We start from the raw sequence: 25,043 nt of genomic DNA on the forward strand, positions 1-25,043 counted from the left end.
ATGTCACTGCACGAGAATCCGGATGTCCCGGTATGGACTGCGGTGCTGGGCGAACTCGCCGCCGACGATCGCATCGGCCCCCAGCTGCAGGGGTTCCTGAACCTCGCCGTACCCCAGGGAGTCATGGGCGGCACGCTGTACCTCGACGTGCCTAATGACCTGACCGCGGCGCAATTCACGAAGCGGATGCGCGTGCCGATCATGGAGGGGCTCGCCCGCGTCGCGAACAGCGTGCCCGAACCGGCCACCAGCTTCCGCGTCGTCGTGAATCCGGAGCTCGCCGACATGCAGTTCACGGCTCCCATCGCAGTGCAGTCGGTGGCGGCATCCGCGTCGTCGTCCCCGATTTCATCCACAGGCTCATCCACAGGCTCATCCCCGATCTCACCGACGATTTCCCGACCGGGAATGGAAGATCCGGTGGATGCCGTCGGCTCGGTCTCCCGCAGCGATACGCGTCTGAATCCGAAGTACACGTTCGACAACTTCGTCATCGGCCAATCCAACCGATTCGCCCACGCGGCCGCCGTCGCCGTCGCCGAGGCGCCCGCAAAGGCCTATAACCCGCTCTTCATCTACGGCGACTCGGGCCTGGGCAAGACCCATCTTCTCCACGCGATCGGCGACTACGCGCTGAGCCTCTACGCCGGCATCCGCGTCCGCTACGTCTCGAGCGAGGAGTTCACGAACGATTTCATCAACTCGATCGCGAACAACCGTGGATCCGCGTTCCAGGCGCGCTACCGCGACGTCGACATCCTCCTGATCGACGACATCCAGTTCCTGCAGGGTCGCGCCGAGACCCAGGAGGCGTTCTTCCACACGTTCAACACGCTGCACGATCACGACAAGCAGGTCGTGATCACCAGCGACGTGCCGCCCAAGCACCTCACGGGCTTCGAGGACCGCATGCGCAGCCGCTTCGAGTGGGGCCTCATCACCGACGTGCAGGCGCCCGACCTCGAGACCCGCATCGCGATCCTCCGCAAGAAGGCGCAGTCCGAGCGGCTCCACATCCCCGACGAGGTGCTCGAGTACATCGCGACCGTGGTGTCGAGCAACATCCGCGAACTCGAAGGCGCCCTCATCCGCGTCTCCGCCTTCGCGAGCCTCAACCGCTCGACGCTGGACATGTCGCTGGCGCAGACCGTGCTGCGCGACATCGTCGACCAGGACGACGCGAACATCATCTCGCCGACCGACATCATCACGGCCACCGCCGCCTACTTCAAGCTCACCGTCGACGACCTGTACGGCTCGAGCCGCTCGCAGGCGGTCGCCACGGCCCGACAGATCGCGATGTATCTGTGCCGGGAGCGCACGAACCTCTCGCTGCCCAAGATCGGCCAGCTCTTCGGCAATCGCGACCACACCACCGTGATGTACGCCTACAAGAAGATCAGCGACCTCATGAAGGAGCGTCGCTCGATCTACAACCAGGTCTCGGAGATCACCGCTCAGCTCGGCCGCACGCGCTGACCCCGCGTCCCTCACACCCCGGAGCCCCGGTGCACGCCCCCTGCGTGTGCACCGGGGCTCTTGACACGCCGTCGGACGCACGCCAAAATTCCCGTTCTTCACATGTGGACAACTTGTGGATAACTGGGGATCGATGCCGGAACTCTGTGGGTGAATCGACGAAAGCCTGTGGATGACGTCGGGGGAGAGTGGATGCCGCGCCCGCCCGATCCCGAGGCCTTCCGCAGCCGCTCCACAACTCACAAGCATGTGGTTCCCGTCTCCCGACTGGCATCTCGAGAGTTATCCACACTTTCCACAGCTGTTAACACCATGACAAGAAGAAAGAGAAGGGGGAGAGATCCGATGACCTCCTGGGGACAGTCGCCGTGCGAACGCCCTCTCCGCAACCGAAGCACTGGTTTCGGCGGTTCGTGCCACTAGCATGAGAAACCCCAACCCGCTGTCGAGGGAGCATTCGTGAAGTTCCACGTCAATCGCGATGTGTTCAGCGAGGCCGTGTCGTTCGTCGTCAAACTCCTGCCGCAGCGCAACCCGCAGCCGATCCTCGCGGGCGTGCTCATCGAGGCCGGCGCTCACGGCCTCTCGCTCGCGGCCTTCGACTACGAAGCCTCCGCACGAACGACGATCGAAGCCACCGTCGACGAACCGGGCACGATCCTCGTGCACGGCCGTCTGCTGTCCGAGATCGCCAGTCGCCTGCCCAACGCGCCGATCCAGATCGAGGTGGATGCCGAGGACGGCATCGTGCTCACGTGCGGCTCTGCGCGATTCACCCTGGCTTCGATGCCGGTGCAGGAGTACCCCGCCATTCCCGAAGTCAGCGGTGACTCCGGACTCGTCCCTGCGGAGGACTTCGCCACGGCCATCGCGCAGGTCGCGTTCGCCGCGTCGCGTGACGACGTGACCCCGGTGCTCACCGGCGTGCAGCTCGAAGTCACCGGCACCCGCCTCAGCCTGGTCGCCACCGACCGCTACCGCGTCGCGCTGCGGGAGATCCCGTGGGACGGCGGTGCTGCGGCATCCGATGAATCCACGACCGCGCTCGTACCGGCGCGCACGCTCACCGAGGTCGGCAAGACCTTCGCACACTCCGGAGACATCTCCGTCGCGTTCTCGGGATCGGGCGATCGCGAGATCATCGCGTTCACCGCCGGCAACAAGACGGTCACGTCGCTGCTGATCAAGGGCAACTTCCCGCCGGTGCGCCGTCTCTTCCCCGACGTCAACGAGCACCACGCCGTCGTCAACACCGCCGACCTCACCGAGGCGGTGCGCCGCGTGTCGCTCGTGCTCGATCGGTCCGCACCGCTGCGGTTCACGTTCACGACCGACAGCGTGTCGATGGATGCCTCGGGCACCGAGCAGGCGCGGGCATCGGAGTCGGTCGATGCGAACCTCGTCGGCGAGGATGTCACGCTCGGCCTGAACCCGCAGTACCTGCTCGAGTCCCTGTCGGCCGTCCGCAGCGAGTTCGTGCGGATCACGTTCACCTCGAGCGACAACGCGAACAAGCTCAGCCCGGTGCTGATCACCCCGCAGACCTCGGTCGACAAGGGTGGCGAGGAGTCGTTCAAGTACCTGCTGCAGCCCAACCTCCTTCTCAGGTGACGTCGGCGCCGATCATTAGGCTTGTCCGGTGATCGTGGAGCACCTGAACCTCGTCGACTTCCGCAACTATGCGGCCGCCGACGTGGCGCTCACCCACGGTCCGAACGTCTTCGTGGGCCGCAACGGTCAGGGGAAGACGAATCTCGCCGAAGCGATCGCGTTCTTCGCGACGCTCGGATCGCACCGCGTGACCTCGGATGCGCCGATGGTCCGCGACGGCGCCGAGTCCGCGATCGTGCGGGCCCGACTCGCCCACGGCGAGCGGCGCGTGCTCCTGGAGGTGCAGGTCAACCGGCAGGGATCGAACAAGGCACGGGTCAACGGCGCCGCGGTCAAGCCCGCCGAGCTTCCCCGCTACGCGCAGGTGGTGCTCTTCGCACCGGAAGACCTGCAGATCGTGCGCGGCGATCCGACAGCGCGCCGCCGCTTCGCCGACCAGCTGCTCGTGCAGCGCGCGCCGCGCATGTCGGGCGTGCTGGTGGATTACGACCGGGTGCTCAAGCAGCGCACCGCGCTGCTCAAGTCCGCACGTGCGCGCGGAATGAGGCCCGACGCCCTGCCCACTCTCGATGTCTGGGACGACAAGCTCGTCGCACTCGGCACCGAGGTGATCGAGGCGCGCCTCGCTCTGGCGAGCGATCTGTCCGGTCCGGTCGCGGCGGCGTACACGTCCATCGCGGGCGCCGATCACCGGCCCGAGCTCGAATGGGCCCTCTCCGTCGCCGGCGGCGATCCGGAGGAAGACGCCGATTCCGCGCGCGCCGAGGAGGCTCCGGCTCGCATCGCGGACCAGTTCCGCCGTTCCCTCGCCGACAAGCGCACCGCGGAGTTCGAGCGCGGCGTGACGCTGGTGGGACCGCACCGCGACGACCTGCGCCTTCGCGTGCGCGCGTTGCCGGTGAAGGGGTACGCCTCGCACGGCGAATCGTGGTCGTTCGCCCTCGCGCTCCGCCTCGCCTCGGCGGAGCTGCTGCGCGCCGAGTCGCGGCTGGGCGATCCCGTGCTGATCCTCGACGACGTCTTCGCCGAGCTCGACGCCGATCGACGCTCGCGTCTGGCGGGCCTCGTCGCCGATTACGAGCAGGTCATCGTGACCGCCGCGGTCGAGGCGGATGTGCCCTCGGGTCTGCGTGCACGGCTCGTCCACGTCGAGGCGGGCACGATCGTGGAGTCGATGGATGCCTGATCCCGACGACTCCGCACCGATCGCCGACCGCACCCAGGTGCCGGAGACGGTCGCGACCTACCTTCGGCTCCGCGGTCTCGAGCCGTCGCCGCGCGCCTATCGACGTAAGAAGCGCCGTCGCACCGAGGACGACGAGAACCAGCCGTTCACCTCGGGCCGCGACCCGCGCGGACTCGGCGACGTGCTCACGAATCTCACGCGCGAATCCGGTTGGGACGCCCAGTTGGCGCGCGAAGACGTGGTGCGGCTGTGGAGCGAGGTCGCCGGCGGAGACACCGCCGGGCACACCCGGCCGGTCGCCTTCAACGACGGCACGCTGACGGTTCAGGCTGATTCGACGGCGTGGGCGAAGCAGCTGCAGCTCATGCGCGCGCAGATCCTCACGGAGATCATCCGTCGCTTCCCGGAGGCGGGTATCAAATCGATCCGCTTCATCGGACCGGACGTCCCCTCCTGGAAATGGGGTCCCAGAGCCATTCCAGGGCGGGGTCCGCGCGATACCTACGGCTGAACCACGTCGGCTCTCGTCGGTGAAGGTTTGCGCGCGCCACAGGGGCGTACACGGCGCGTTGAGGTCCGTCGCTTGATAGACTGTCGAGGCGTACGTCGAAACGATTTGGAGCGCCCACGAACATGACGTCTGATAACCCCGGAAGCGTTCCCGAGCATTCGACATCGGCAGGGAAGGCGCCCAACGAATACGGGGCAGACGCCATCCAGGTGCTGGAAGGACTCGAAGCGGTCCGCAAGCGCCCCGGCATGTACATCGGTTCCACGGGCGAGCGCGGTCTCCACCACCTCGTCTACGAGATCGTCGACAACTCGGTCGATGAGGCCCTCGCGGGCTACTGCGACACGATCGAGGTCACCATCCTCGAAGACGGCGCCGTGCGCGTCATCGACAACGGCCGCGGCATCCCCGTCGACATGCACCGCACCGAGGGGAAGTCGACCGTGGAGGTCGTGCTGACCGTGCTGCACGCCGGCGGGAAATTCGGCGGGGGCGGCTACGCGGTGTCCGGCGGCCTCCACGGCGTCGGCTCATCTGTTGTGAACGCCCTCTCGAGTCGGCTCGAGGTCGAGGTCAAGCGACAGGGCCACGTCTGGCGCCAGTCGTACCGCGACGGCGGTCAGCCGCAGGCGCCCCTCGCGCAGAGCGAGCCAAGCGAGGAGACCGGAACGACGATCACGTTCTGGCCGGACGAGGGCATCTTCGACACCGTCGACTTCGACTACGACACCCTGCGCACGCGGTTCCAGCAGATGGCGTTCCTGAACAAGGGGCTGCGCATCACGCTGCGCGACGAGCGCCCGCAGGCGTACACGGAGGAGACCGAGCCGGGTGAGGACCCGCAGCCGCGTCACGACAGCTTCCTCTATGAGCGCGGCCTCGTGGACTACGTCGAATACCTCAACAAGGTGCGTCACTCCGACGTCGTCAACGACGAGATCATCGAGGTCGAGTCGGAGGACACCGAGCGCAAGATCGCGATGGAGCTCGCGATGCAGTGGACCACGAGCTATACCGAGAACGTGTTCACCTTCGCGAACACGATCAACACGCACGAGGGCGGCACGCACGAGGAGGGATTCCGGGCGGCGCTGACCACGCTGGTCAACCGCTACGCACGCGCGAACAACCTCCTCAAGGAGAAGGACGACAACCTCACCGGCGAAGACATCCGCGAGGGGCTCACCGCCGTCATCTCCGTGAAGTTGTCCGAGCCCCAGTTCGAAGGACAGACGAAGACCAAGCTCGGCAACACCGAGGCCAAGGCCTTCGTGCAGAAGGTCGTCGGCGATCAGCTCGGCGACTGGTTCGACCGCAACCCGCAGCAGGCGAAGAACGTCATCCGCAAGGCCATCGATGCGGCGTCCGCGAGGATGGCCGCCCGGAAGGCGCGCGAGACGGCGCGCCGCAAGAGCGTGTTCGAGTCCGCCGCAATGCCGGACAAGCTGAAGGACTGCACGTCGAAGGACCCCTCGATCAGCGAGATCTTCCTCGTCGAGGGAGACTCGGCGGGCGGTTCGGCCGTGTCGGGCCGCGACCCGCATACGCAGGCGATCCTGGCGCTCCGGGGCAAGATCCTGAACGTCGAGCGTGCGCGCCTGGACAAGGCTCTGTCGAACAAGGAGGTCCAGGCGATGATCCAGGCCTTCGGCACGGGCATCGGCGAGGACTTCGACATCGACAAGGCGCGGTACCACAAGATCGTGCTGATGGCCGATGCCGATGTCGACGGCCAGCACATCACGACCCTGCTGCTGACGCTCCTGTTCCGGTACATGCGCGGACTCATCGAGGCCGGCTTCGTCTACCTCGCACAGCCGCCGCTGTACCGCCTCAAGTGGTCGAACGCGCCGCACGAGTACGTCTTCAGCGACCGGGAGCGCGATGCGCTGCTGGCCGACGGCGCCGCGAACGGCAAGCGCCTGCCGAAGGACTCCGGCGTGCAGCGCTACAAGGGCCTCGGCGAGATGAACGCCAAGGAGCTGTGGGAGACGACCATGGATGTCACGACCCGCACCCTCAAGCAGGTGACGATCGACGATGCCGCGGCCGCCGACGAGATCTTCTCGGTGCTCATGGGCGAAGACGTCGAATCCCGCCGCGGATTCATCCAGCGCAACGCCAAGGACGTGCGCTTCCTCGACATCTGAGTCGGCGCCCACGGAACTGAGAACGAGAAGACATGGCTGACGAACAGCGCCCCACGCCCGAGCACGATCACGGCCGGATCGACCAGGTCGACCTCCAGCTGGAGATGCAGCGGAGCTATCTCGACTACGCGATGGCGGTCATCATCGGCCGTGCCCTCCCCGACGTGCGCGACGGCTTGAAGCCCGTGCACCGCCGCGTCATCTACGGCATGTACGACGGCGGGTTCCGTCCCGACAAGTCGTTCTCCAAGTGTGCCCGTGTCGTCGGCGAGGTCATGGGCCAGTATCACCCGCACGGCGACTCCGCGATCTACGACGCCCTGGTGCGCCTGGTCCAGCCGTGGTCGCTGCGCTACCCGCTCGCACAGGGCCAGGGCAACTTCGGCTCGCCCGGAAATATGGGGGCGGCCGCCCCGCGGTACACCGAGACGAAGATGGCTCAGCTCGCGCTCGAGATGGTGCGCGACATCGAAGAGGAGACCGTCGACTTCCAGGACAACTACGACGGCCAGACCCAGGAGCCGTCGGTCCTCCCGGCCCGGTTCCCGAACCTCCTCGTCAACGGCTCCGTCGGCATCGCGGTCGGCATGGCCACGAACATCCCGCCCCACAACCTGCGGGAGGTGTCGGCCGGCGCGCTGTGGGCGCTCGAGAACCCCGACGCACCGCGCGAGGAGCTGCTCGACGCGCTCATGGAGCGCATCCCCGGCCCGGACTTCCCAACCGGCGCCCAGATCCTCGGAACGAAGGGCATCCGCGAGGCCTATCGCACCGGCCGCGGCTCGATCACCATGCGCGCCGTGGTGTCGATCGAGGAGATCCAGGGACGCACGTGCCTCGTGATCACCGAGCTGCCGTACCAGGTCAACCCCGACAACCTCGCCGTCAAGATCGGCGACCTCGCCCGCGAGGGCAAGATCACGGGCATCGCCGACATCCGCGACGAGACGAGCGACCGGACCGGTCAGCGACTCGTGGTCGTCCTCAAGCGGGATGCCGTCGCCAAGGTCGTGCTGAACAACCTGTACAAGCACACGCAGCTGCAGGAGAACTTCGGCGCGAACATGCTCGCGATCGTCGACGGCGTGCCGCGCACTCTCGCCCTCGACGCGTTCATCACGCACTGGCTCGATCACCAGAGCGAGGTCATCGTCCGCCGCACGCGCTATCGCCTCCGCAAGGCCGAGGAGCGCATGCACATCCTGCGGGGCTACCTCAAGGCGCTGGATGCCCTCGACGAGGTCATCGCCCTCATCCGCCGCTCGCCTACGGTGCAGGATGCGAACGAAGGCCTGCAGGGACTCCTCGAGATCGACGAGATCCAGGCGCAGGCGATCCTCGACATGCAGCTGCGACGCCTGGCGGCGCTGGAGCGCCAGAAGATCGTCGACGAGGCGACCGAGCTCGAAGCGCGGATCGCCGACTACAACGAGATCCTCGCCGACCCGGCTCGACAGCGCGCGATCGTCCGCGACGAGCTGACCGCGATCGTCGACAAGTTCGGCGATGACCGTCGCACACACATCCTGCACGGCTTCGACGGCGATGTCTCGATGGAAGACCTCATCGCCGAAGAAGAGGTCGTGGTCACCGTCACGCGTGACGGTTACATCAAGCGCACCCGCAGCGACAACTACCGCTCGCAGCACCGTGGCGGCAAGGGCGTGAAGGGTGCGCAGCTGCGCGCAGACGACGTCGTCGAGCACTTCTTCGTGACGACGACGCACCACTGGCTGCTCTTCTTCACCACCAAGGGGCGTGTCTACCGCTCGAAGGCCTACGAACTCCCCGAGGCCGGACGTGATGCGAAGGGTCAGCATGTGGCCAACTTCCTCGCGCTCCAGCCCGACGAGGAGATCGCGCAGATCCTCGATATCCGCGACTACAGCGTCGCGACCTACCTCGTGCTGGCCACCGAGGGCGGCCTGGTGAAGAAGACCCGCCTGACCGAGTACGACACCAACCGCCAGGGCGGCGTCATCGCCATCAAGCTGCGCGAGGGCGACGAGGTGGTCAGCGCGCTGCTGGTCGACCAGGGCGATGACATCCTGCTCATCAGCCGCCACGGCATGTCGCTGCGCTTCACGGCGTCGGATGACGCCCTGCGGCCGATGGGTCGATCGACCGAAGGCGTCAAGGGAATGTCGTTCCGGGATCGCGACAGCCTGCTGTCGGCATCGGTCGTCAGCGACTCCGGATTCGTGTTCGTCGTCACCGAGGGCGGCTACGCGAAGCGCACCGCGGTCGAGCAGTACCGCATCCAGAGCCGTGGCGGACTGGGCATCAAGGTGGCCAAACTGCACGAGGATCGCGGCGACCTGGCGGGCGGTCTGATCGTCTCCGAGGACGACGAGGTCTTGGTGGTTCTTGCCAGCGGCAAGGTGGTACGCTCTGCCGTGGCCGAGGTGCCCGCCAAGGGCCGCGACACCATGGGTGTCGTTTTCGCACGTGCCGGCGATGACGATCGCATCCTCGCGATCGCCCGCAACGGAGAGCGCGGCATCGGCGAAGAGACTGAGGCCGTCGAGGCGGACAACCCCCCGGCCGCCCCCGAGATCCCCGAAGAGAGTGTTGACGCATGAGCACGGTAGCCGACAAGCTCGCGAGAAAGTCCAGCCACAAGACCACCGCCAAGCAGGTGCGCCTGCGCCTGGTGTACGTCGACTTCTGGTCGGCTGTGAAGCTCTCGTTCCTCGCCGCGATCGCGATCGCGATCGTCACCGTCGTCTCGATGGTCATGGTGTACCTCGTCGTGCAGACCACCGGTCTGATCGATCAGGCTGACGAGTTCCTGGGCAGCTTCTCCGACGGGAGCTTCCTGCTTTCGCAGTTCGTGAGCCTCCCGCAGGTGCTCGCGTTCTCGGCGGTCGTCGCCATCCTCAACCTCGTCGTCGTCACGGTGCTCGGCGCCGTCATGGCGGGCATCTACAACCTCGCGGTGAAGGTGACCGGCGGACTGCTGGTCGGGTTCACCTCCAACTGATCAGCGCTCTCGATCGGCCGAAAAGACCCCTGGCGCCCTCGATTGGGTAATTCGACGAGAGTCAGGTAAAGTCTTGGAGGTTGACAGCGAGAGCTGATCACAACGGGGCTATAGCTCAGGCGGTTAGAGCGCTTCACTGATAATGAAGAGGTCCCAGGTTCAAGTCCTGGTAGCCCCACCACATAACTGAAATTCGGGGCCTTAGCTCAGTTGGTAGAGCGCCTGCTTTGCAAGCAGGATGTCAGGAGTTCGAATCTCCTAGGCTCCACAGTCAGAGAGAGCCCGCCGATCGGCGGGCTCTTCTCGTCTCCGTCGCACGCGCCTCGATAGGGTGAAGCATGGATCTGCGCGTCGCCGCCTATGCCATCATCACCGACGACGACGGACGCGTGCTGCTGGCGCACTGGAACGAAGGCCGCCGCTCCGGATGGACGCTCCCGGGAGGCGGGATCGAGCCTGGGGAGGATCCCCTCGACGCGATGCGCCGAGAGGTGCGCGAGGAGACGGGCTTCCGCGTCGTCAGCGACGGCTTGCTCGGCATCCACTCGCGTGTCATCCCCGCTGCCCATCGCACGAGCGAGGACACAGACGTGCCGCTGCACGCGATCCGCATCGTCTACCGCGCGAGCATCATCGGCGGCCGGCTGCGCAACGAAGTCGATGGATCGACCGACCGCGCCGAATGGTTCGCCCCGCACACCATCGACGCGCTCCACAAGGTCAAGCTGGTGGGCGTCGGGCTGGAGATGGCCGGCATCGCGACCCGAGCGCCGTCAATCGATCGGCTGTGAGATGTCGGCGACGGTCGCACCGTAGGCGCTGATGAGGTCATCGGCCTCGACGAACATGCTGTAGCCGTGGGCCCCCGCGCCCATCGCGATGCGCTCTCCGACGATGCGCTCGTCGGCGAACACCGGCCAGTCCGTCGTGCTGCCGACCGGGACGATCGTGCCCCGCTCGTAGCCCGTCGCCGCCAGCGCGCGCGCCGGGTCGGGCAATTGGAGCTTGTTCACTCCGACCACGGCGCGCAGCTTCGGCCACGAGATCGCCCGGTCGCCGGGCACCAGCGCGAACAGGTACGTGTCGTCGCTGCGTTTGACCACGAGCGTCTTCACGATGCCCGACGGAGGGATGCCGAGGATCTCGGCCGCCTCCGGAAGCGACTTCGCGGCCGGGCGCTCGCGGAACTCCACCGGGAGACCGCGGGCGTCGGCCGCGTCGCGAATTCTCGCGAGAGGGTCGGTCACGCGTCGGGAGCGCGCAGCGGGTCGTCGGCGACCCAGAGCTCGTCATCGGCGCGCAGCGTCTGCCACGCGGCGTAGATGACACCCGCTGCCGCGGCGATGCCGAGGATCAGTGCGATCACCCCGCCGGCGCCCATGCCCTGCTTCTGGGATGCCGGCTCGATCGCGGACAGCTTCTTCGAGAGCTTCTTGGTGGCGCTCTTCGAATACTTGTCGGCCTTCTTGGCGTAGGTCTTGGCGTCGGGCATCTGCAGACCCTTGCCGGCGGCGAGACGCTCGCGCGTCTCGTTCGCGGCATCCCAGACAGACAGGGCCGAGCCGACCACGGCACCGGCCGTGGGCACGATCTTGTTCTCGAGCACGTTCTTCGAGTACTTCATGCTCTTGTCGACATAAGGTGCGGCGTACTGGTCGTACGTGGCCTGCACGGTGGGGGCCACCTGCTCGCGCCCGAAGTGGCCGAGCTGTCTGCTCGCCTCGCGCGCCACCGAGGCAGCCTCTCCGACCAGAACCTGCTGAGACTCCCACAGCGTGTTGGCCTGCTTCTGCAGCTGCTTGAGTTCCTTCTTGCGCTTACGGCTGAGGCTCACAGTGCCCTCCCGGTAGATGGGGACGTCGGTGCGACCCATCTTGCCAGAGGTCTCCGGCAACGGGAGGGGTTGGCACGAACTCTGAGACAATGGCACAATGCCGATTCACACCGCAGTGGCCACGTTCCACACCAACTACGGCGACATCGTCGTCAACCTCTTCGGGGACCACGCGCCCCGCACCGTGCAGAACTTCATCGGCCTCGCCGACGGCTCGGGCGAGTGGAAGCATCCCGCAACCGGTCAGGCTGGCGAGGGCGCCCTGTACAAGGACGTCATCTTCCACCGCATCATCGCGGGCTTCATGATCCAGGGCGGTGACCCGCTCGGCGTCGGAACCGGCGGCCCGGGCTACACGTTCAACGACGAGATCAGCCCCGAACTCACCTTCACCGACCCCTACAAGCTCGCGATGGCCAACGCCGGGCTGCGCCGCAACGCCATCACCGGCAAGGCCGAGGGCACCAACGGCTCGCAGTTCTTCATCACCGTCCCCGGCCAGGGCGGCCGCGGTCCGGAGTGGCTGCAGGGCAAGCACACGATCTTCGGCGAGGTCGCCGATGACGCCTCGAAGGCCGTCGTCGACACCATCGCGGAGGTTCCGACCGCCGCCGGCGACCGTCCGATCGAGCCGGTCGTCATCTCGTCGATCGACATCGCCGCCGTCTGACGCCGCGACAGACGTGACCACCGACGACTTCCGCCGCAACCGAGACAACTTCTGCTACCGGCATCCCGACCGGCAGAGCTTCGTGCTCTGCCAGCGATGCCTGCGCACGATCTGCCCGGAGTGTCAGACTCCCGGTGCGGTCGGGGTGATCTGCCCAGAGTGCCTGCGCGATCAGCAGAAGCAGCAGTCTCCGGCACAGCGCACGGCGGAGCGCCGGTGGTCACGTCCCCGCGCCGTGGCCGTCGCCGACGGCCGGCCCGTCGTCACGTACGCGATCATCGGGATCACGGCCTTCGCCTATCTGCTCGGGCTCATCCCGGGCATCGGCGACGACGTGCGCGGATCGCTGCTGTTCTGGGCGCCGCTGCTGTATCCGGACCTCAGCGGAGCCTTCCAGCCCTGGCGTGCGCTGAGCGTCGCCCTCGTGCACTCCGGCATCTGGCACGTCGGCCTGAACATGCTGGCGCTGTGGCTGATCGGGCGCAGTCTCGAACCGCTGCTGGGGCGGTGGCGGTTCCTCACCCTCTACGTGCTGAGCACGCTGGGCGGATCCGTCGCCGTGACGCTCCTGTCGTTCGGGACACAGGTGGTCGGCGCGTCCGGCGCGATCTTCGGTCTGTTCGGCGCGCTGCTGGTCATCGGTCGGCACCTCGGCGCGAACATCTCCGGCATCGCGATCGTGCTCGGCATCAACCTCATCCTGGGTTTCATCCCGGGGTTCAACGTGTCGTGGCAGGCGCATGTAGGAGGGCTGGTGACCGGCGCGCTCGTCGGGCTCATCTTCGCGCGCACGCGCGGCGTGCGCCAGCGAGGACTGCAGATCGGCCTGCTCGTGGCGGTGGGCGCGGTGCTCGTCGCCCTGCTGTTCATCCCTCCCCTGTTCTGGTTCTGATTCCACTTCTCCCCAGAGTTATCCACAGGCTGGGGAGAATTACACCGGTGTGATTCGCCCCGCGGTCGAGTTGTTAACAAATCCACAGGGTTGTTAACAGGCGAAGAGCCGCACCCCGGAGGGATGCGGCTCTTCGCGACGTCGGGTGGCGGCTAGCGCCAGCGTGTGGTCATGAGGAAGCCGATGAAGGCGATGCCGAAGCCGATGACCAGGTTCCATCCCTGGATGCCGGGAATCGGGAACTGCTGGTTGCTCAAGTAGAAAACGAGCACCCACACCAGACCGACCAGCATGAGGCCGATCATGATGGGCTTGAACCACACCGGATTGGGTGCAGCTTCGCCTTCTGCGCGCTCGACGAGCGAGTCGTCGTCTTTGCCGGGTCGTGCCATTCCGACATTCTAACTGCCAGCCGCACTCCAGTTCGTGCTGACTAGACTCCCCCTGTGGACGAATCCGTCGGCGCACGTGCGCGCACCCGCCCCCGGGTGTCGGTGATCGGCGTGATCGGCGAGATCCTCATCACGATCGGCGTCATCACCCTGCTCTACGTCGTGTGGCAGCTCTGGGTGGGTGACGTGATCTACGGCGCCCAGCGCAACGCCGCCGGGCAGGAGCTCTCGCAGGCGTGGGCCGAGGAGTACATCGACACGGTGCCGGCGCCCACCGACGCCGGCGAACCCGAGCCCGAGGCCGAGGCCCCGGTCACGGTCGATCCCGTCATCCTTCCCGAGCCCGCCGACGCGGAGGTCTTCGCGATCATGCGCGTCCCGCGCTTCGGCGAGGACTACGCCGTCGAGATGGCCGGCGGCGTCAGCCGCGCCCGCACCCTCGATCCGATCGGCATCGGCCACTACCCCGGCACCAAGATGCCCGGCGACGTGGGCAATTTCGCCGTCGCCGCCCACCGCACCACCTGGGGCAAGCCCTTCAACCAGATCGCGGAGCTGCAGGTCGGCGACCCCATCTACATCGAGACACCGGACGGCTGGTACACCTACCGGTTCCGCACCCTCGAATACGTGACCCCGAACGAGGTGGAGGTGCTCCTTCCGGTGCCGCAGAAGCTGGATGCCGCGCCCGGCACGCGCTACATGACCATGACCTCCTGCAGCCCGATGTACGCGATGACCGAGCGGATCGTGGCCTACAGCGTGTTCGATTCGTTCACCCCCCGCTCGGCGGGGGCGCCCGAGGGTCTTGTGACCGACGCGGCGGGTGCCTGATGTACGCGGCGCTGTGGAGAGTCCTGCCCGGTCCGTGGTGGGTGAAGCTGCTGATCGTGCTGATCCTGCTGGCCGCGGTGCTCTACGGACTCCTGTTCTACGTCTTCCCCTACATCAGCCAGTTCATCGTGCCCCAGGAAGTCACCGTCGAGTGATCGGCCCGGGCGGCATCCTCGTCGTCGACAACCACGACAGCTTCGTCCACACCCTGGAGGACTACCTCCACGAGCTCGGAGCGGTCACCGACTTCGTCGAGGCGGACACGATCGATCGCGAGCGGGCATCGGCGGCGATCGAGGGCTACTCGGGCGTGCTGATCTCGCCCGGACCCGGGACGCCGGCCGACGCCGGCGCGTCGATCGCCGTCGTGCACGCTGCCGCGGCCCGCGGCATCCCTCTCCTCGGCGTCTGCCTCGGTCACCAGGCGATCGCTGAGGCGTTCGGCGCGACCGTCGACCACGCGCCGGAGCTGATGCACGGGATGACCTCACCAGTGAGCCACGACGGCTCCGCGCTCTTCGCCGGGCTCCCCGACCCGTTCACCGCGACCCGCTATCACTCGCTCGCCGTCGTCGAGGCGACCCTCCCCCGGGAGCTCGCGGTCACGGCGCGCACCGAATCCGGGATCATCATGGGTCTCGCGCACCGTGAGCTGCCCATCACGGGCGTGCAGTTCCACCCCGAGGCCGTGCTCACCGAAGGGGGATACCGGCTGCTCGGAAACTGGCTGGCCGCAGCCGGCTACCCGGAGGCGCCCGCCCGCGGCGCCACCCTCACGCCGCACCGCTGACCGGGCTGCGCTCAGCTGGTGCCGGTGCAGAAGACCAGGGTGATCTCGGAGCGGATCGGCACGTCGCCGGGCGCGAGTGACTGCGTCGCGACCGTCGGCGGGTCGGTGGCCGCGCAGCCGGGATCCTCCTGGGTCGCGATCGTCAGCCCGACCCCCTCGAGCTCGCGCGTGGCTGCGTCGATCGTGTAGCCGCTGACGTCGTTGATCGTGACCGTCCCCGACGCGACGACGAGGTTCACCGTGGTGCCGACGGGCACCTCGGCACCCTCGGTCTGGTCCGCGGAGATGACGGTGCCGGCGGCGAGGTCGGGGTCGCTCTGCTGTCGCACCGTGCCCAGCTGCAGGTCGGCGTCGGCGAGGGCCTGGCGCGCGGCATCCTCCCCCAGTCCCGTCAGGGTGGGGACGGTCGCCGTCTCCTGCCCCTGCGACACGAAGACGCGCACCTCCTGCTGCGGGCTCACCGATGTGCCCGACTCGGGATCGGTGCGGATGACGTTGCCCTCGGCGACGTCGGAGTTCGCCTCGTCGAGGCGGATGGGAACGAGATCCTCGTCTTCGAGCTCGGTGGTCGCGCGCTCGTACGTCATGCCCGACACGTCGGGAACGATACGCGAACTGGAGGGCACGGCATCGCGCGGCTGGATGGAGAGCACCCAGAACAGGAGCGACAGCAGCAGCACGGCCAGCAGTGCGACACCGGTCCAGATCCAGGCCACGGGCGGACCGGGCTGGGTGCGCTTCATCGTCGTGTCGGTGCTGAGCTGGCGCAGCGACCGGGCCGTCTCCGCCGCCTGGCGCGGGTTGGGTCCGTAGAGCTCGCTGGTGAGCGCGCCGACCTGACGCTTGGAGGGCGCCTTGCCGTCGACGGTGGCATCGAGTGCCTCACGGAAGCCGGCAGCGTCCTGATAGCGCTGGAAGGGGTCCTTCGCCAGTGCGCGCAGGGCGACGGCGTCGAGCGCGCGCGGCACGCCCTCCCGCACCTCCGACGGAGGCAGCGGTGTCTCACTCACGTGCTGGTAGGCGACCGCGACCGGCGTCTCGCCGCGGAAGGGCTGGCGGCCGCAGAGCATCTCGTAGAGCACGACACCCGTCGAGTAGAGGTCGGAGCGGCCGTCCACGGGCTCCCCCTTCGCCTGCTCCGGGGAGAAGTACGCCGCGGTGCCGATGATGGCGGTCGTCTCGGCCACGGTCGATGAGCTGTCGGACACCGCGCGGGCGATGCCGAAGTCCATCACCTTGACCTGGCCGGCGCCGGTGACCATCACGTTGCCGGGCTTGATGTCGCGGTGCACGACGCCGGCGCGGTGCGAGTACTCCAGAGCCTCGAGGATGCCGTCGATATAGCGCACCGCGTCGCCGACCGGCACCGGCCCCTCGGCGATGATGTCCTTGAGCAGTCGCCCGCGGACGAGCTCCATCACGATGAACGGGACGGCGCGCACGATGCCGTCGGGGGTGGTCTCGGAATCCTCGCCCGCGTCGTAGACGCGCACGACCGAGGGGTGTGCCATGCGGGAGGCCGCCTGCGCCTCGAGGCGGAACCGCGTGCGGAACGTGTTGTCGCCGGCGAGCTCGCGATCGAGGACCTTGATCGCGACCTCTCGCCCGAGGGTGAGGTCGTATCCCCGGAAGACGCTGGCCATGCCGCCGCGCCCGATGGGCTCGTCGACGCGGTAGCGCCCCGAAAGCACGCGCGGCTCTGATGTCACGGTCACTCCCTGGATGGCACCTTCAGCCAGCGTAGCCGAGGCCGCATGGATGCCGCGCCGAGCGCGTCAGCCCTGATCGCCGCCGCCGCTCCCGTCGCCCGGGCCGCCGCCACCGTCCGCTCCGGGATCGGGCGTCGGGGTGGGCGTCGGGGTCGGCGCCACGATCGCGGCCGTCGCCTCACCCGAAGTGCCCGACGTGCGCTCGCCCGACGGACCGCCCGAGCAGGTCACCGTGTAGGTCACGATGACGCTGCCGCTCGCGTTGCCCGGCACGGTGATCTGCGCGTTGCGGGCATCCGCCCCGAACGCCGACGACGACTGGCCGTTCGGGAAGGTCCCGTTGGTGGTGGTCAGGTTGTACGCGCTCGGCGAGCCTTCGCCGGCGGGGCAGGTGTAACCGGGCCAGCTGACCTCGATCGTGCCGCCGGGGGCGACCTCCGAGGAGTTGAGCGCCGGCGCGCCCGGGTCGGGCATCGCGACCTGTGCTCCGTAGAAGGTGAGGGTGATCGTCGTGCCGGTCTGCACGCGACCGGTCGGGTCCACGGCGTAGACGACGTTCTCGTCCGCCGCTGTGGGCGCGGGGTTTCCGGCCACGCAGCTGGCGACGAGGTCCGCCCCCTCGACGAGCGCACGCGCGTCATCGCAGGTCTTGCCGGTGAGCCCCAGCGAGCTGACGTCGACCCGCTCTTCCGTCGGCGACGGCGTCGGGGTGTCGCTCTGCGTCGCAGTGGGCGTCGCCGAGGTCGACGACGCGATCGGCGTCGGGGTGTCGCCCTGATTCGCCACGAGCGCCCAGATCGTTCCGCCGAGCACGAGCAGCAGCAGCACGATCAGGGCGATGAGCGGCCACGTCCACGGGCTGCGCTTCTTCTTCTCGGGCTCCCCCTCCTCCTCGTCGGTCGGGAGGGCGCCGGTGGCGGGCATGAGCTGGGTGGCGGCGCCGGTCGCGGCACCCGCGGTGAGCAGCTGCGTCACCTCGTCGCCGCCCGCGGCGCCCGCGAGCAGCGCGAGTGCGGGCACGGCGGCCGCCGCAGCGGCGAGATCGCCGCGACGCAGCGCGGTCGCCGCTCGCGCCACGGCTGCAGCCGATGCAGGGCGGTCTTCGGGCTTCTTGGCGATCATCGCCATCACGAGGCCCTGCACCGGCGTGGAGATCGTCGGCGCCAGCGGCGGCGGCTGCTCGTTGATCTGCGCCATCGCGATGGCGACCTGGGACTCGCCCGTGAACGGGCGCTTGCCGGCCAGCGACTCGTAGGCGACGATGCCGAGCGAATAGATGTCGGTCGCCGGGGATGCCGGGTGGCCCGAGGCCTGCTCGGGCGACAGGTACTGCACCGTGCCCATGACCTGGCCGGTGGCCGTGAGCGGCACCTGGTCGGCGATGCGTGCGATGCCGAAGTCCGTGATCTTCACCCGGCCGTCGGGTGTGATCAGCAGGTTGCCGGGTTTGATGTCGCGGTGCACGAGGCCGGCGGCGTGCGCCGCCTGGAGCGCCGCAGAGGTCTGTGCGACGACGTCGAGCGTCTTGTCGGTCGACAGGCTGCCGTCGCGCTCGAGCACGGTCGACAGCGCCTCGCCGGGCACCAGCTCCATGACGAGGAAGGCGCTGCCGGCCTCCTCGCCGTAGTCGAAGACGCTCGCGATGCCCTCATGGTTGACGAGGGCCGCGTGGCGGGCCTCGGCGCGGAAGCGCTCGAGGAACCCGGGGTCGCCCATGTACTCGTCTTTGAGGATCTTGATCGCGACCGTGCGGCCGATGACGTGGTCGGTGGCCTCCCACACCTCGCCCATGCCGCCGATGGCGATCCGCGAATCCAGTTCGTAACGGCCGCCGAAGGTCACACCCTGCGTCGGTCTCATCTGCCCAGCACCGCCTCCATGACCTTCTTCGCGATAGGAGCGGCGATCGTGTTGCCGCTTCCCGACTGCCCCTGCCCGCCCCCGTCTTCGACGACGACCGCAACAGCGACTTCGGGGTTGTCCGCCGGTGCGAAACCGGTGAACCACAGCGTGTACGGATCGCCCGCCCCGTTCTCCGCGGTTCCGGTCTTCCCGGCCACGTCGACGCCGTCTATTCTTGCACCCGACGCGGCGCCCTCTGTGACATTGGCGACCATCATGCGCACCATCTCCTCAGCGAGGCCGCTGTCGAGCGCGCGCCCGAATTCGACATCCTCGAACGTCTGCTGGACCGACAGGTCCGGACCGATGACCCGGTCGACCATCCGCGGCGTCATCACGAGTCCCTCGTTGGCGATGCCGGCTGACACCATGGCCATCTGCAGCGGGGTCGCCGTCGTCTGTCCCTGGCCGAAGCCGGTGAGCGCCGTCTGCGCGTCATCGAGGCCGCGCGGATAGCTCGACGCCGTCGAGACCAGCGGCAGCTCGAGAGACTGGTTGAAGCCGTACTTCTCGGCCTCTTCGCGGATCGCGGTGTCTCCCAGCTCGACGGCGAGCTCCGCGAACGGGATGTTGCAGCTGAGGCGCAGGGCGTCGGCGATCGAGACCGTCTCCCCGGCACCGCACGCGCCGCCGCTGGCGTTGAAGATCACCGAGCTGGACTGCGGAAGCGTGTAGGAGGCCGGGTTCGGCAGCTGCGAGTCGGGAGTGTAGTCGCCCGACGCCAGCGCCGCCGAGGCGACCACGAGCTTGAAAGTGGATCCCGGAGGATTCAGGTCGCCCGCGATCGCGCGGTTGAACAGGGGGTCTCCGGGATCTGCGAGAAGGGCCCCGTACGCGTTCTCGACCTCAGTCGCATTGTGGGCGGCGAGCACGTTGGTGTCGTAGCTGGGTGTGGTGACCATCGCCAGCACGCGACCGGTGGCCGGCTCGATGGCGATCACGCCGCCCTGAAGTCCGCCCAGCGCCTCGAACGCCGCCCGCTGCACATCGGCGTCGAGCGAGAGCACGACGTTCGACCCGCGCGGCGGCTGGCCGGTGAAGATGCGCTCGACGCGGGTGAAGAACTGCGAATCGGCCTGTCCGCTGAGCACGGGGTTCATCGCCTGCTCGATGCCCGTGGACGATCCCAGCGCCGGGTTGATGTACCCGGTCACCGGCGCCCACATCGCGGCGTCGGTGTACACGCGCTGCCACGCGAACACGTCGTTCGAGGGAACCGAAGAGGCGATCGCCGATCCGCTCGCGATGATCGACCCGCGCTGCACCTCGTACGAGTCGTAGAGCGCACGGGTGTTGCCGGAGTTCTCACCCAGGGCATCGGCCTCGACGACCTGGATCCAACTCGTGGCCGCGAAGAGCGAGAGGAACATCAGCAGCATGATGATGCTGAGGCGACGGAGTTCTTTCGTCACCGGTCGCACCTCCTTGGGGTGCGACGCATGCTGGTCCCTGAGTAGGTCGCGAAGCGACCGTATCGAAGGGTGGTCATGTCAGCCGATCACCACCCGCGGGCGGCTGCGCACGGCATCCGAGATCCGCAGCAGGAGCGCCACGATGATCCAGTTCGCCACCAACGAGGAGCCACCGGCCGCGAGGAACGGCGTCGTGAGTCCGGTGAGCGGGATGACCCGGGTGACGCCGCCGACCATGATGAACACCTGCAGGGCGATGGTGAAGGACAGGCCCGTGGCGAGCAGCTTGCCGAAGTCGTCCTGACCGGCCAGGCCGATCCGCACGCCGCGGCTGGTGAAGACCATGTACAGGCACAGGATCGCGAAGACACCGATGAGGCCGAGTTCTTCGCCGAGGCTCGCGAAGATGTAGTCGCTCTCGGCAACGGGCGTGAGGTATGGGCGGCCCTGACCGAGCCCCGTGCCGAGGAGCCCGCCCTGCGCGAGACCGAAGATGCCCTGCACGAGCTGATAGCTGCCGCCGGTCGCGGCGATCACCTCGGGATCGAACGCGTTCAGCCAGTTGTTGAACCGCCAGCCCACATAGGTGAGCACCTGCGAGGCGAGGAGGGCGCCGGCGACGGCGAGCGTGACACCGAGCACGACCCAGCTGGTCTTGCCGGTGGCGACGTAGAGCATCGCCACGAACATCCCGAAGATGAGAAGGCCCGTGCCGAGGTCGCGCTGCATCACGATGATGCCGAGCGAGACCAGCCACACCACCAGCAGAGGGCCGAGCTCACGGGCGCGCGGCCACGTCATGCCGAGGAACTTCGTCCCCACCGAGGTGAGGGCCTCGCGCGTGCGCACGAGGTAGCCCGCGAAGAACACCGCGAGGAAGATCTTGGCGATCTCGCCGGGCTGGAACGAGAAGATGCCGAATGAGACCCACACGTCGGCGTTGGCGTCGGTCCCGAGGCCGGGCACGATCGGGAGGATCAGCAGCAGGATCGCGACCAGACCGGAGAGGTAGGTGTAGCGGAAGAGCACGCGGTAATTGCGCAGCAGGATCACGACGGCGATCGACAGCACGAGCGCGATCCCGGCCCACGCGAGCTGGCGCGTGGAGAAGGCATCCCAGCCGTGGTCGTCGGCGGCGATGTCGAGGCGATAGATCATCGCCAGCCCGAGCCCGGTGAGCAGGGTCGCGATCGGCACGACGAAGGGGTCGGCATCCCGTGCCCGCAATCGCAGCACGATGTGCAGCGCCACCACCAGCGCGGTGGGCCCGCCGCAGTAGACGAGGAAGGTCCAGTCGATCGCGCCGATCGCACCCAGCTGCACCAGAGCGATCGCGATCGCATTGATGGCGAACGCGAACACCAGGAGGGCGAGCTCGCGGTTGCGCTGGGTCTGCGGCACCCGGATGCGCTTGAGCGCGCGCACCACCGCGGTGTCGGTGGAGATCTGGTCGGTGGGCGGGGCGGTCATCAGTCACCTCCCGAGACGGCGCGGAGGCGATCGACGATGCTCTGCGCCTCCTCGAGCGACGATGCGCTGATCGTACGCTCCACGGTCGCGCGGGTGAACGGCGACAGATCGTCGAGACGGATGTCGGTCTCCTCGTACTCGGTCGACAGCGAGATCGGTCCGATGTCCTGCTGGATGCCCTGGAAGATCACGACCGTGTCCTCATCGGCGCCGACGAAGTAGCGGGTCTGCGTCCACTGGTAGGCGACGAAGGCGACGATCGCGAAGGCCACCAGCACCAGCAGCACGCCGGCGATCCAGCCCCAGCGACGGCGCTTGGCGCGACGGCGGTCCTCCTCGATGAGCTCCTCGAGGAACTCCGCGGCCGGTTCGAAGTGGGTCGGCTCGTTCGCGGCCTGCCGATTCGGGTGCAGCCAGCTGGCGCGCCCGGGGCGCGCCGCGGGAACGTCGACACCGGCGGGGGTCGACGCCGACCCGACGATCGTCGGTGTGCCCGAGAAGAGGGGATGCTGCCCCCCGACGTCGACGATGACGATCGTGACGTTGTCGGGTGCGCCGCCGTCGAGGGCCTGCTTGAGGAGGTTGTCGGCGGTGCGTCCGGGAGCCAGTCCCTGCGAGAGCGCCTTCGCGGTGTGGGGGTCGTCGACGACGCCCGACAGGCCGTCGGAGCACAGCAGCCACCGGTCGCCGGGCTGGGTCGGCATGATGAACGTGTCGATCTCGGGATCGGGGTCCATGTCGCCCAGCACGCGCATCAGCACCGATCGCCGCGGGTGGTACCGCGCCTCTTCCGGTGTGATGCGGCCCGAGTCGACGAGCCGCTGCACGAACGTGTGGTCGGTGGTGATCTGGGTGAGCGCGTCATCGCGATACAGGTAGATGCGCGAGTCGCCGATGTGGGCGATCACCGCGTAGTCGTCGACCATCACCAGGGCGCTGACCGTGGTGCCCATGCCGGCCAGCTCGGGGCGCACGTGCACCGTGTCGATCAGCTCGCGCGCGGCATCCGTCACGGCGTCGCGCAGCTCGCGCTCCGCGGTGGTCGTCGAGTCGAAGGGCTGGTCGACCTGCTCGAGCCGGTGCACCGCCAGGCTGGAGGCGACATCGCCGCCCGCGTGGCCACCCATGCCGTCGGCGACGGCGAAGAGGTTCGAGCCCGCGTATCCCGAGTCCTGGTTGTTGGAGCGCACCTTTCCGGTGTGCGAGATCGCGGCGCTCGAGCCCTGGAAGACCATGCGTGAGGGTTCCGCCCGCTTACTTCCGCAGCTCGAAGGTCGTCGCGCCGACCTTGATCGGGGCGCCCACGACGACCGGCGTGGGCGTGCTCACGCGCACTCCGTCGTGCCAGGTGCCGTTGGTCGAGTCGAGGTCCTGGATCATCCACTGCTGGCCCCACAGCACGAGGCGGGCGTGGTGGCTGGAGGTGTAATCGTCGCGGATCACGAGGCCCGACTCGCTCGAACGCCCGATCGTCAGCGGCTCGTCGCCGAGGGGCAGCTCGAGCCCGGACTTCGGCCCGCTCGTGATGACGATGCGCGAGACGGCGTCGGTGGTCGCGGGCCCGCCCTTGCTGGGCGCCTTGGGCTGCGCCGCAGATGCGACGGGCGCGGTCGCGCCCTTGGGCCGGGATGCCGCGGCCGGCGCGCCCGCAGGGGCCGCGTTCGCGGCATCCGGCATCTTGCGCACCTTCACGCCGAACAGATCGGCGCGCAGGGAGTAGACCACCGAGAACACGAAGGCCCACAGCAGGACGAGGAACCCGACCTGCAGGATCAGGTAGGTCAGTTCGCTCACGTCAGCGGCCCCTGTTCGCGGAGGTTGTAGGCGCGGGTGACATCGTCGGGGAGCGGCGGCTTGGGCGGAGCCACGGGGGCGGCCTGGGCGATCACGTGGAAGACGATATCGGTGCGGCCGATCGTGATCGTGGAGTCGGGGGCGAGCGGCGCCTCGGTCACTTTGCGCCCGTCGAGCTTGGTGCCGTTCGTCGAGCCGAGGTCGCGCACCATGCCGTGCTCGCCGTCCCACAGCACCTCGACGTGCTTGCGGCTGGTGCCGGCGTCGGAGATCGTGATGTCGGCGTCGCTCCCCCGGCCGATGACCGTGCGGGCGGCGCGGAGCGTGTGGCGCTTGCCCTCCACGTCGAGCACGCCGCGCCACGACACGCGCCCCGCGGCCGACGACGAGTCGACGCGCAGGGTTCCGGTCGAGAGCTGTTCGTCGCGCACGAGGGAGATCGTCACTGGGCCGGCGAAGGAATAGCCCTGGGCCTTGGCGTGCTTGTGGACCAGTGTGTCGAGTTCGTCGCCGAGAGCGGGGCCGATGGCAGCCATGCGCTCGTCATCGGCGGGGCTCAGACTCACGGTGAACGCGTGCGGAGCGAGGATGCGGTCGCGGCTCACCACGGCAGCCTTCTTGTCGAGTTCGCTGCGCAGCGCGCTGGCGATCTCGACAGGTTGGATGCCGCTGCGGAAGGTCTTCGCGAAGGCGCTGTTCACGGCGCGCTCGAGACCCTTCTCGAAGCTGTCAAGTAGTCCCACGGGGCTCCTCGGGCAGGGTGTGGCCAGTTGCTACATGCTAGTTGCACAGGATGGATGCGGTGGGAACGCACCACGATTCGGGCTCAGGAGAAGACCGTGATATCCTCGGGAAGTTGAATTCGGAGCGATCCGGAAGAGACGAACTGCGCGAGTGGCGGAATAGGCAGACGCGCTGGCTTCAGGTGCCAGTGCCCGAAAGGGCGTGGGGGTTCAACTCCCCCCTCGCGCACAGTTGTGATGTCTCAGGACATCGTGAACGGATGAACCCCCGGTTTCGGGGGTTCATCCGTTTTTGCGTTGCCTGCAGTAAACCTCTTGTCGTCAGATGAAGCCATCGTGGGAGCGCTGCACGACGCCGGCATGAATCCCGTCGATCAGGGTGACGAAGTCCCCGTCAAGTTCCACACATCTGGCCAGCGGGCTGGTGGATGATCGCGCCCATATGGATGGACCCCCGTCACCGGGGGCCCATCCATTCGTCACATCCGGCATCCCGTGCCGGGCGAGGCGATCAGTTGGCGACGTCTCCGCGCCAGGAACCGGTCGCGATGCGGACGGGCACGTCCACGTCGATGGTCTCGATGATCTGCGCCATGAGTTCCTCCTCTGATCGGCGTTCGGTGATGGGGGCCGCGGTCACATGGGTGGCCTCGGCGCCTCGGGCGGCGACGGGATGGTCGG

General features: G+C 67.9%; 23 protein-coding genes, 3 tRNA genes and 2 pseudogenes. 17 read left to right on the forward strand and 11 right to left on the reverse strand.

What is annotated here, in order from left to right; all coding sequences use genetic code 11:
* The 11 genes and pseudogenes from HQM25_RS18065 to HQM25_RS00050 all read left to right on the forward strand — a co-directional run.
* Window positions 1-169: pseudogene (locus HQM25_RS18065) on the forward strand (chromosomal replication initiator protein DnaA); the annotation flags it as partial.
* A pseudogene (dnaA, locus tag HQM25_RS00005) lies at window positions 142-1,479 on the forward strand (chromosomal replication initiator protein DnaA); the annotation flags it as partial. The pseudogenes HQM25_RS18065 and dnaA, both read left to right, overlap by 28 nt.
* 459 nt (window positions 1,480-1,938) lie before the next feature.
* A complete protein-coding gene (gene dnaN, locus HQM25_RS00010) occupies window positions 1,939-3,090 on the forward strand; it encodes a DNA polymerase III subunit beta (RefSeq protein ID WP_172988339.1) in 1,152 nt (383 codons plus the stop codon).
* A 28-nt stretch (window positions 3,091-3,118) separates the two neighbouring features.
* Window positions 3,119-4,276, forward strand: coding sequence for a DNA replication/repair protein RecF (recF, locus tag HQM25_RS00015; RefSeq protein WP_172988340.1), 1,158 nt, complete (start codon window positions 3,119-3,121; stop codon window positions 4,274-4,276).
* The gene (locus HQM25_RS00020; RefSeq protein ID WP_172988341.1) at window positions 4,269-4,787 is read left to right on the forward strand and encodes a DUF721 domain-containing protein; all 519 of its coding nucleotides are present in this window, start codon (window positions 4,269-4,271) and stop codon (window positions 4,785-4,787) included. Before recF ends, HQM25_RS00020 begins: the two co-directional genes overlap by 8 nt.
* Before the next feature lie 122 nt (window positions 4,788-4,909).
* Window positions 4,910-6,937, forward strand: coding sequence for a DNA topoisomerase (ATP-hydrolyzing) subunit B (gene gyrB / locus HQM25_RS00025; protein WP_172988342.1), 2,028 nt, complete (start codon window positions 4,910-4,912; stop codon window positions 6,935-6,937).
* Window positions 6,938-6,969: 32 nt separating this feature from the next.
* Window positions 6,970-9,519: a DNA gyrase subunit A gene (gene gyrA, locus HQM25_RS00030; protein WP_172988343.1), complete on the forward strand. Its 2,550-nt coding sequence runs from the start codon at window positions 6,970-6,972 to the stop codon at window positions 9,517-9,519.
* Entirely contained in the window at window positions 9,516-9,920 is a 405-nt protein-coding gene (locus HQM25_RS00035; protein WP_172988344.1) for a DUF3566 domain-containing protein, read from the forward strand. The genes gyrA and HQM25_RS00035 overlap by 4 nt, the downstream gene beginning before the upstream one ends.
* 104 nt (window positions 9,921-10,024) lie before the next feature.
* Window positions 10,025-10,101: transfer RNA gene (locus tag HQM25_RS00040), tRNA-Ile, on the forward strand.
* A gap of 14 nt (window positions 10,102-10,115) precedes the next feature.
* Window positions 10,116-10,188: transfer RNA gene (locus HQM25_RS00045), tRNA-Ala, on the forward strand.
* 70 nt (window positions 10,189-10,258) lie between these two features.
* Window positions 10,259-10,711: an NUDIX hydrolase gene (locus HQM25_RS00050; RefSeq protein WP_172988345.1), complete on the forward strand. Its 453-nt coding sequence runs from the start codon at window positions 10,259-10,261 to the stop codon at window positions 10,709-10,711.
* Here HQM25_RS00050 and HQM25_RS00055 read toward each other — a convergent pair.
* Complete coding sequence (locus HQM25_RS00055) at window positions 10,694-11,167, reverse strand: aminoacyl-tRNA deacylase (RefSeq protein ID WP_172988346.1); 474 nt, start codon at window positions 11,165-11,167, stop codon at window positions 10,694-10,696. The two genes, HQM25_RS00050 and HQM25_RS00055, sit on opposite strands and share 18 nt — an antisense overlap.
* Window positions 11,164-11,754, reverse strand: coding sequence for a DNA helicase (locus HQM25_RS00060; protein WP_172988347.1), 591 nt, complete (start codon window positions 11,752-11,754; stop codon window positions 11,164-11,166). The genes HQM25_RS00055 and HQM25_RS00060 overlap by 4 nt, the downstream gene beginning before the upstream one ends.
* A 97-nt stretch (window positions 11,755-11,851) precedes the next feature.
* Between HQM25_RS00060 and HQM25_RS00065 the strand changes: the two genes are divergently transcribed.
* Both HQM25_RS00065 and HQM25_RS00070 read left to right on the forward strand, forming a co-directional pair.
* Window positions 11,852-12,424, forward strand: a complete 573-nt coding sequence (locus HQM25_RS00065; RefSeq protein ID WP_172988348.1) for a peptidylprolyl isomerase — start codon at window positions 11,852-11,854, stop codon at window positions 12,422-12,424.
* Window positions 12,425-12,437: 13 nt separating this feature from the next.
* Window positions 12,438-13,316 carry a rhomboid family intramembrane serine protease gene (locus tag HQM25_RS00070; RefSeq protein WP_172988349.1) on the forward strand — a complete coding sequence of 293 codons (879 nt, stop codon included), beginning with the start codon at window positions 12,438-12,440 and terminating at the stop codon, window positions 13,314-13,316.
* Window positions 13,317-13,468: 152 nt separating this feature from the next.
* Here HQM25_RS00070 and HQM25_RS00075 read toward each other — a convergent pair whose 3' ends face one another.
* Window positions 13,469-13,708 (reverse strand): cell division protein CrgA, encoded by a 240-nt coding sequence (locus HQM25_RS00075; protein WP_172988350.1) that lies wholly within the window; start codon window positions 13,706-13,708, stop codon window positions 13,469-13,471.
* A 54-nt stretch (window positions 13,709-13,762) separates the two neighbouring features.
* Between HQM25_RS00075 and HQM25_RS00080 the strand changes: the two genes are divergently transcribed.
* The 3 genes from HQM25_RS00080 to HQM25_RS00090 are packed head-to-tail and all read left to right on the forward strand — an operon-like array spanning window position 13,763 to window position 15,332.
* The gene (locus tag HQM25_RS00080) at window positions 13,763-14,542 is read left to right on the forward strand and encodes a class E sortase (RefSeq protein ID WP_254359443.1); all 780 of its coding nucleotides are present in this window, start codon (window positions 13,763-13,765) and stop codon (window positions 14,540-14,542) included.
* Window positions 14,542-14,697, forward strand: coding sequence for a hypothetical protein (locus tag HQM25_RS00085; RefSeq protein ID WP_172988351.1), 156 nt, complete (start codon window positions 14,542-14,544; stop codon window positions 14,695-14,697). Before HQM25_RS00080 ends, HQM25_RS00085 begins: the two co-directional genes overlap by 1 nt.
* Window positions 14,694-15,332 carry an anthranilate synthase component II gene (locus tag HQM25_RS00090; protein WP_172988352.1) on the forward strand — a complete coding sequence of 213 codons (639 nt, stop codon included), beginning with the start codon at window positions 14,694-14,696 and terminating at the stop codon, window positions 15,330-15,332. The genes HQM25_RS00085 and HQM25_RS00090 overlap by 4 nt, the downstream gene beginning before the upstream one ends.
* 11 nt (window positions 15,333-15,343) lie before the next feature.
* Here HQM25_RS00090 and pknB read toward each other — a convergent pair whose 3' ends face one another.
* From pknB to HQM25_RS00125, 7 genes are all read right to left on the reverse strand, one after another.
* A complete protein-coding gene (gene pknB / locus HQM25_RS00095; protein WP_172988353.1) occupies window positions 15,344-17,041 on the reverse strand; it encodes a Stk1 family PASTA domain-containing Ser/Thr kinase in 1,698 nt (565 codons plus the stop codon).
* A gap of 66 nt (window positions 17,042-17,107) precedes the next feature.
* The gene (locus HQM25_RS00100; RefSeq protein ID WP_172988354.1) at window positions 17,108-18,901 is read right to left on the reverse strand and encodes a serine/threonine-protein kinase; all 1,794 of its coding nucleotides are present in this window, start codon (window positions 18,899-18,901) and stop codon (window positions 17,108-17,110) included.
* Window positions 18,898-20,355, reverse strand: coding sequence for a peptidoglycan D,D-transpeptidase FtsI family protein (locus HQM25_RS00105; protein ID WP_172988355.1), 1,458 nt, complete (start codon window positions 20,353-20,355; stop codon window positions 18,898-18,900). Before HQM25_RS00105 ends, HQM25_RS00100 begins: the two co-directional genes overlap by 4 nt.
* A gap of 78 nt (window positions 20,356-20,433) precedes the next feature.
* Complete coding sequence (locus HQM25_RS00110; protein ID WP_172988356.1) at window positions 20,434-21,825, reverse strand: FtsW/RodA/SpoVE family cell cycle protein; 1,392 nt, start codon at window positions 21,823-21,825, stop codon at window positions 20,434-20,436.
* A complete protein-coding gene (locus HQM25_RS00115) occupies window positions 21,825-23,060 on the reverse strand; it encodes a PP2C family protein-serine/threonine phosphatase (protein ID WP_172988357.1) in 1,236 nt (411 codons plus the stop codon). The genes HQM25_RS00110 and HQM25_RS00115 overlap by 1 nt, the downstream gene beginning before the upstream one ends.
* A gap of 19 nt (window positions 23,061-23,079) precedes the next feature.
* Window positions 23,080-23,619 carry an FHA domain-containing protein FhaB/FipA gene (locus HQM25_RS00120; protein WP_172988358.1) on the reverse strand — a complete coding sequence of 180 codons (540 nt, stop codon included), beginning with the start codon at window positions 23,617-23,619 and terminating at the stop codon, window positions 23,080-23,082.
* Complete coding sequence (locus HQM25_RS00125) at window positions 23,616-24,362, reverse strand: FhaA domain-containing protein (RefSeq protein WP_172988359.1); 747 nt, start codon at window positions 24,360-24,362, stop codon at window positions 23,616-23,618. The genes HQM25_RS00120 and HQM25_RS00125 overlap by 4 nt, the downstream gene beginning before the upstream one ends.
* Window positions 24,363-24,507: 145 nt before the next feature.
* On the opposite strand from HQM25_RS00125, the gene HQM25_RS00130 reads away from it, so the two are divergent.
* Window positions 24,508-24,591: transfer RNA gene (locus HQM25_RS00130), tRNA-Leu, on the forward strand.
* A 282-nt stretch (window positions 24,592-24,873) separates the two neighbouring features.
* Here HQM25_RS00130 and HQM25_RS17920 read toward each other — a convergent pair.
* Entirely contained in the window at window positions 24,874-25,002 is a 129-nt protein-coding gene (locus HQM25_RS17920) for a hypothetical protein (protein ID WP_302182833.1), read from the reverse strand.
* Between the last annotated feature and the right edge of the window lie 41 nt (window positions 25,003-25,043).

It is taken from the genome of Microbacterium hominis (assembly GCF_013282805.1).
GTDB classification, from domain to species: domain Bacteria; phylum Actinomycetota; class Actinomycetes; order Actinomycetales; family Microbacteriaceae; genus Microbacterium; species Microbacterium hominis_B.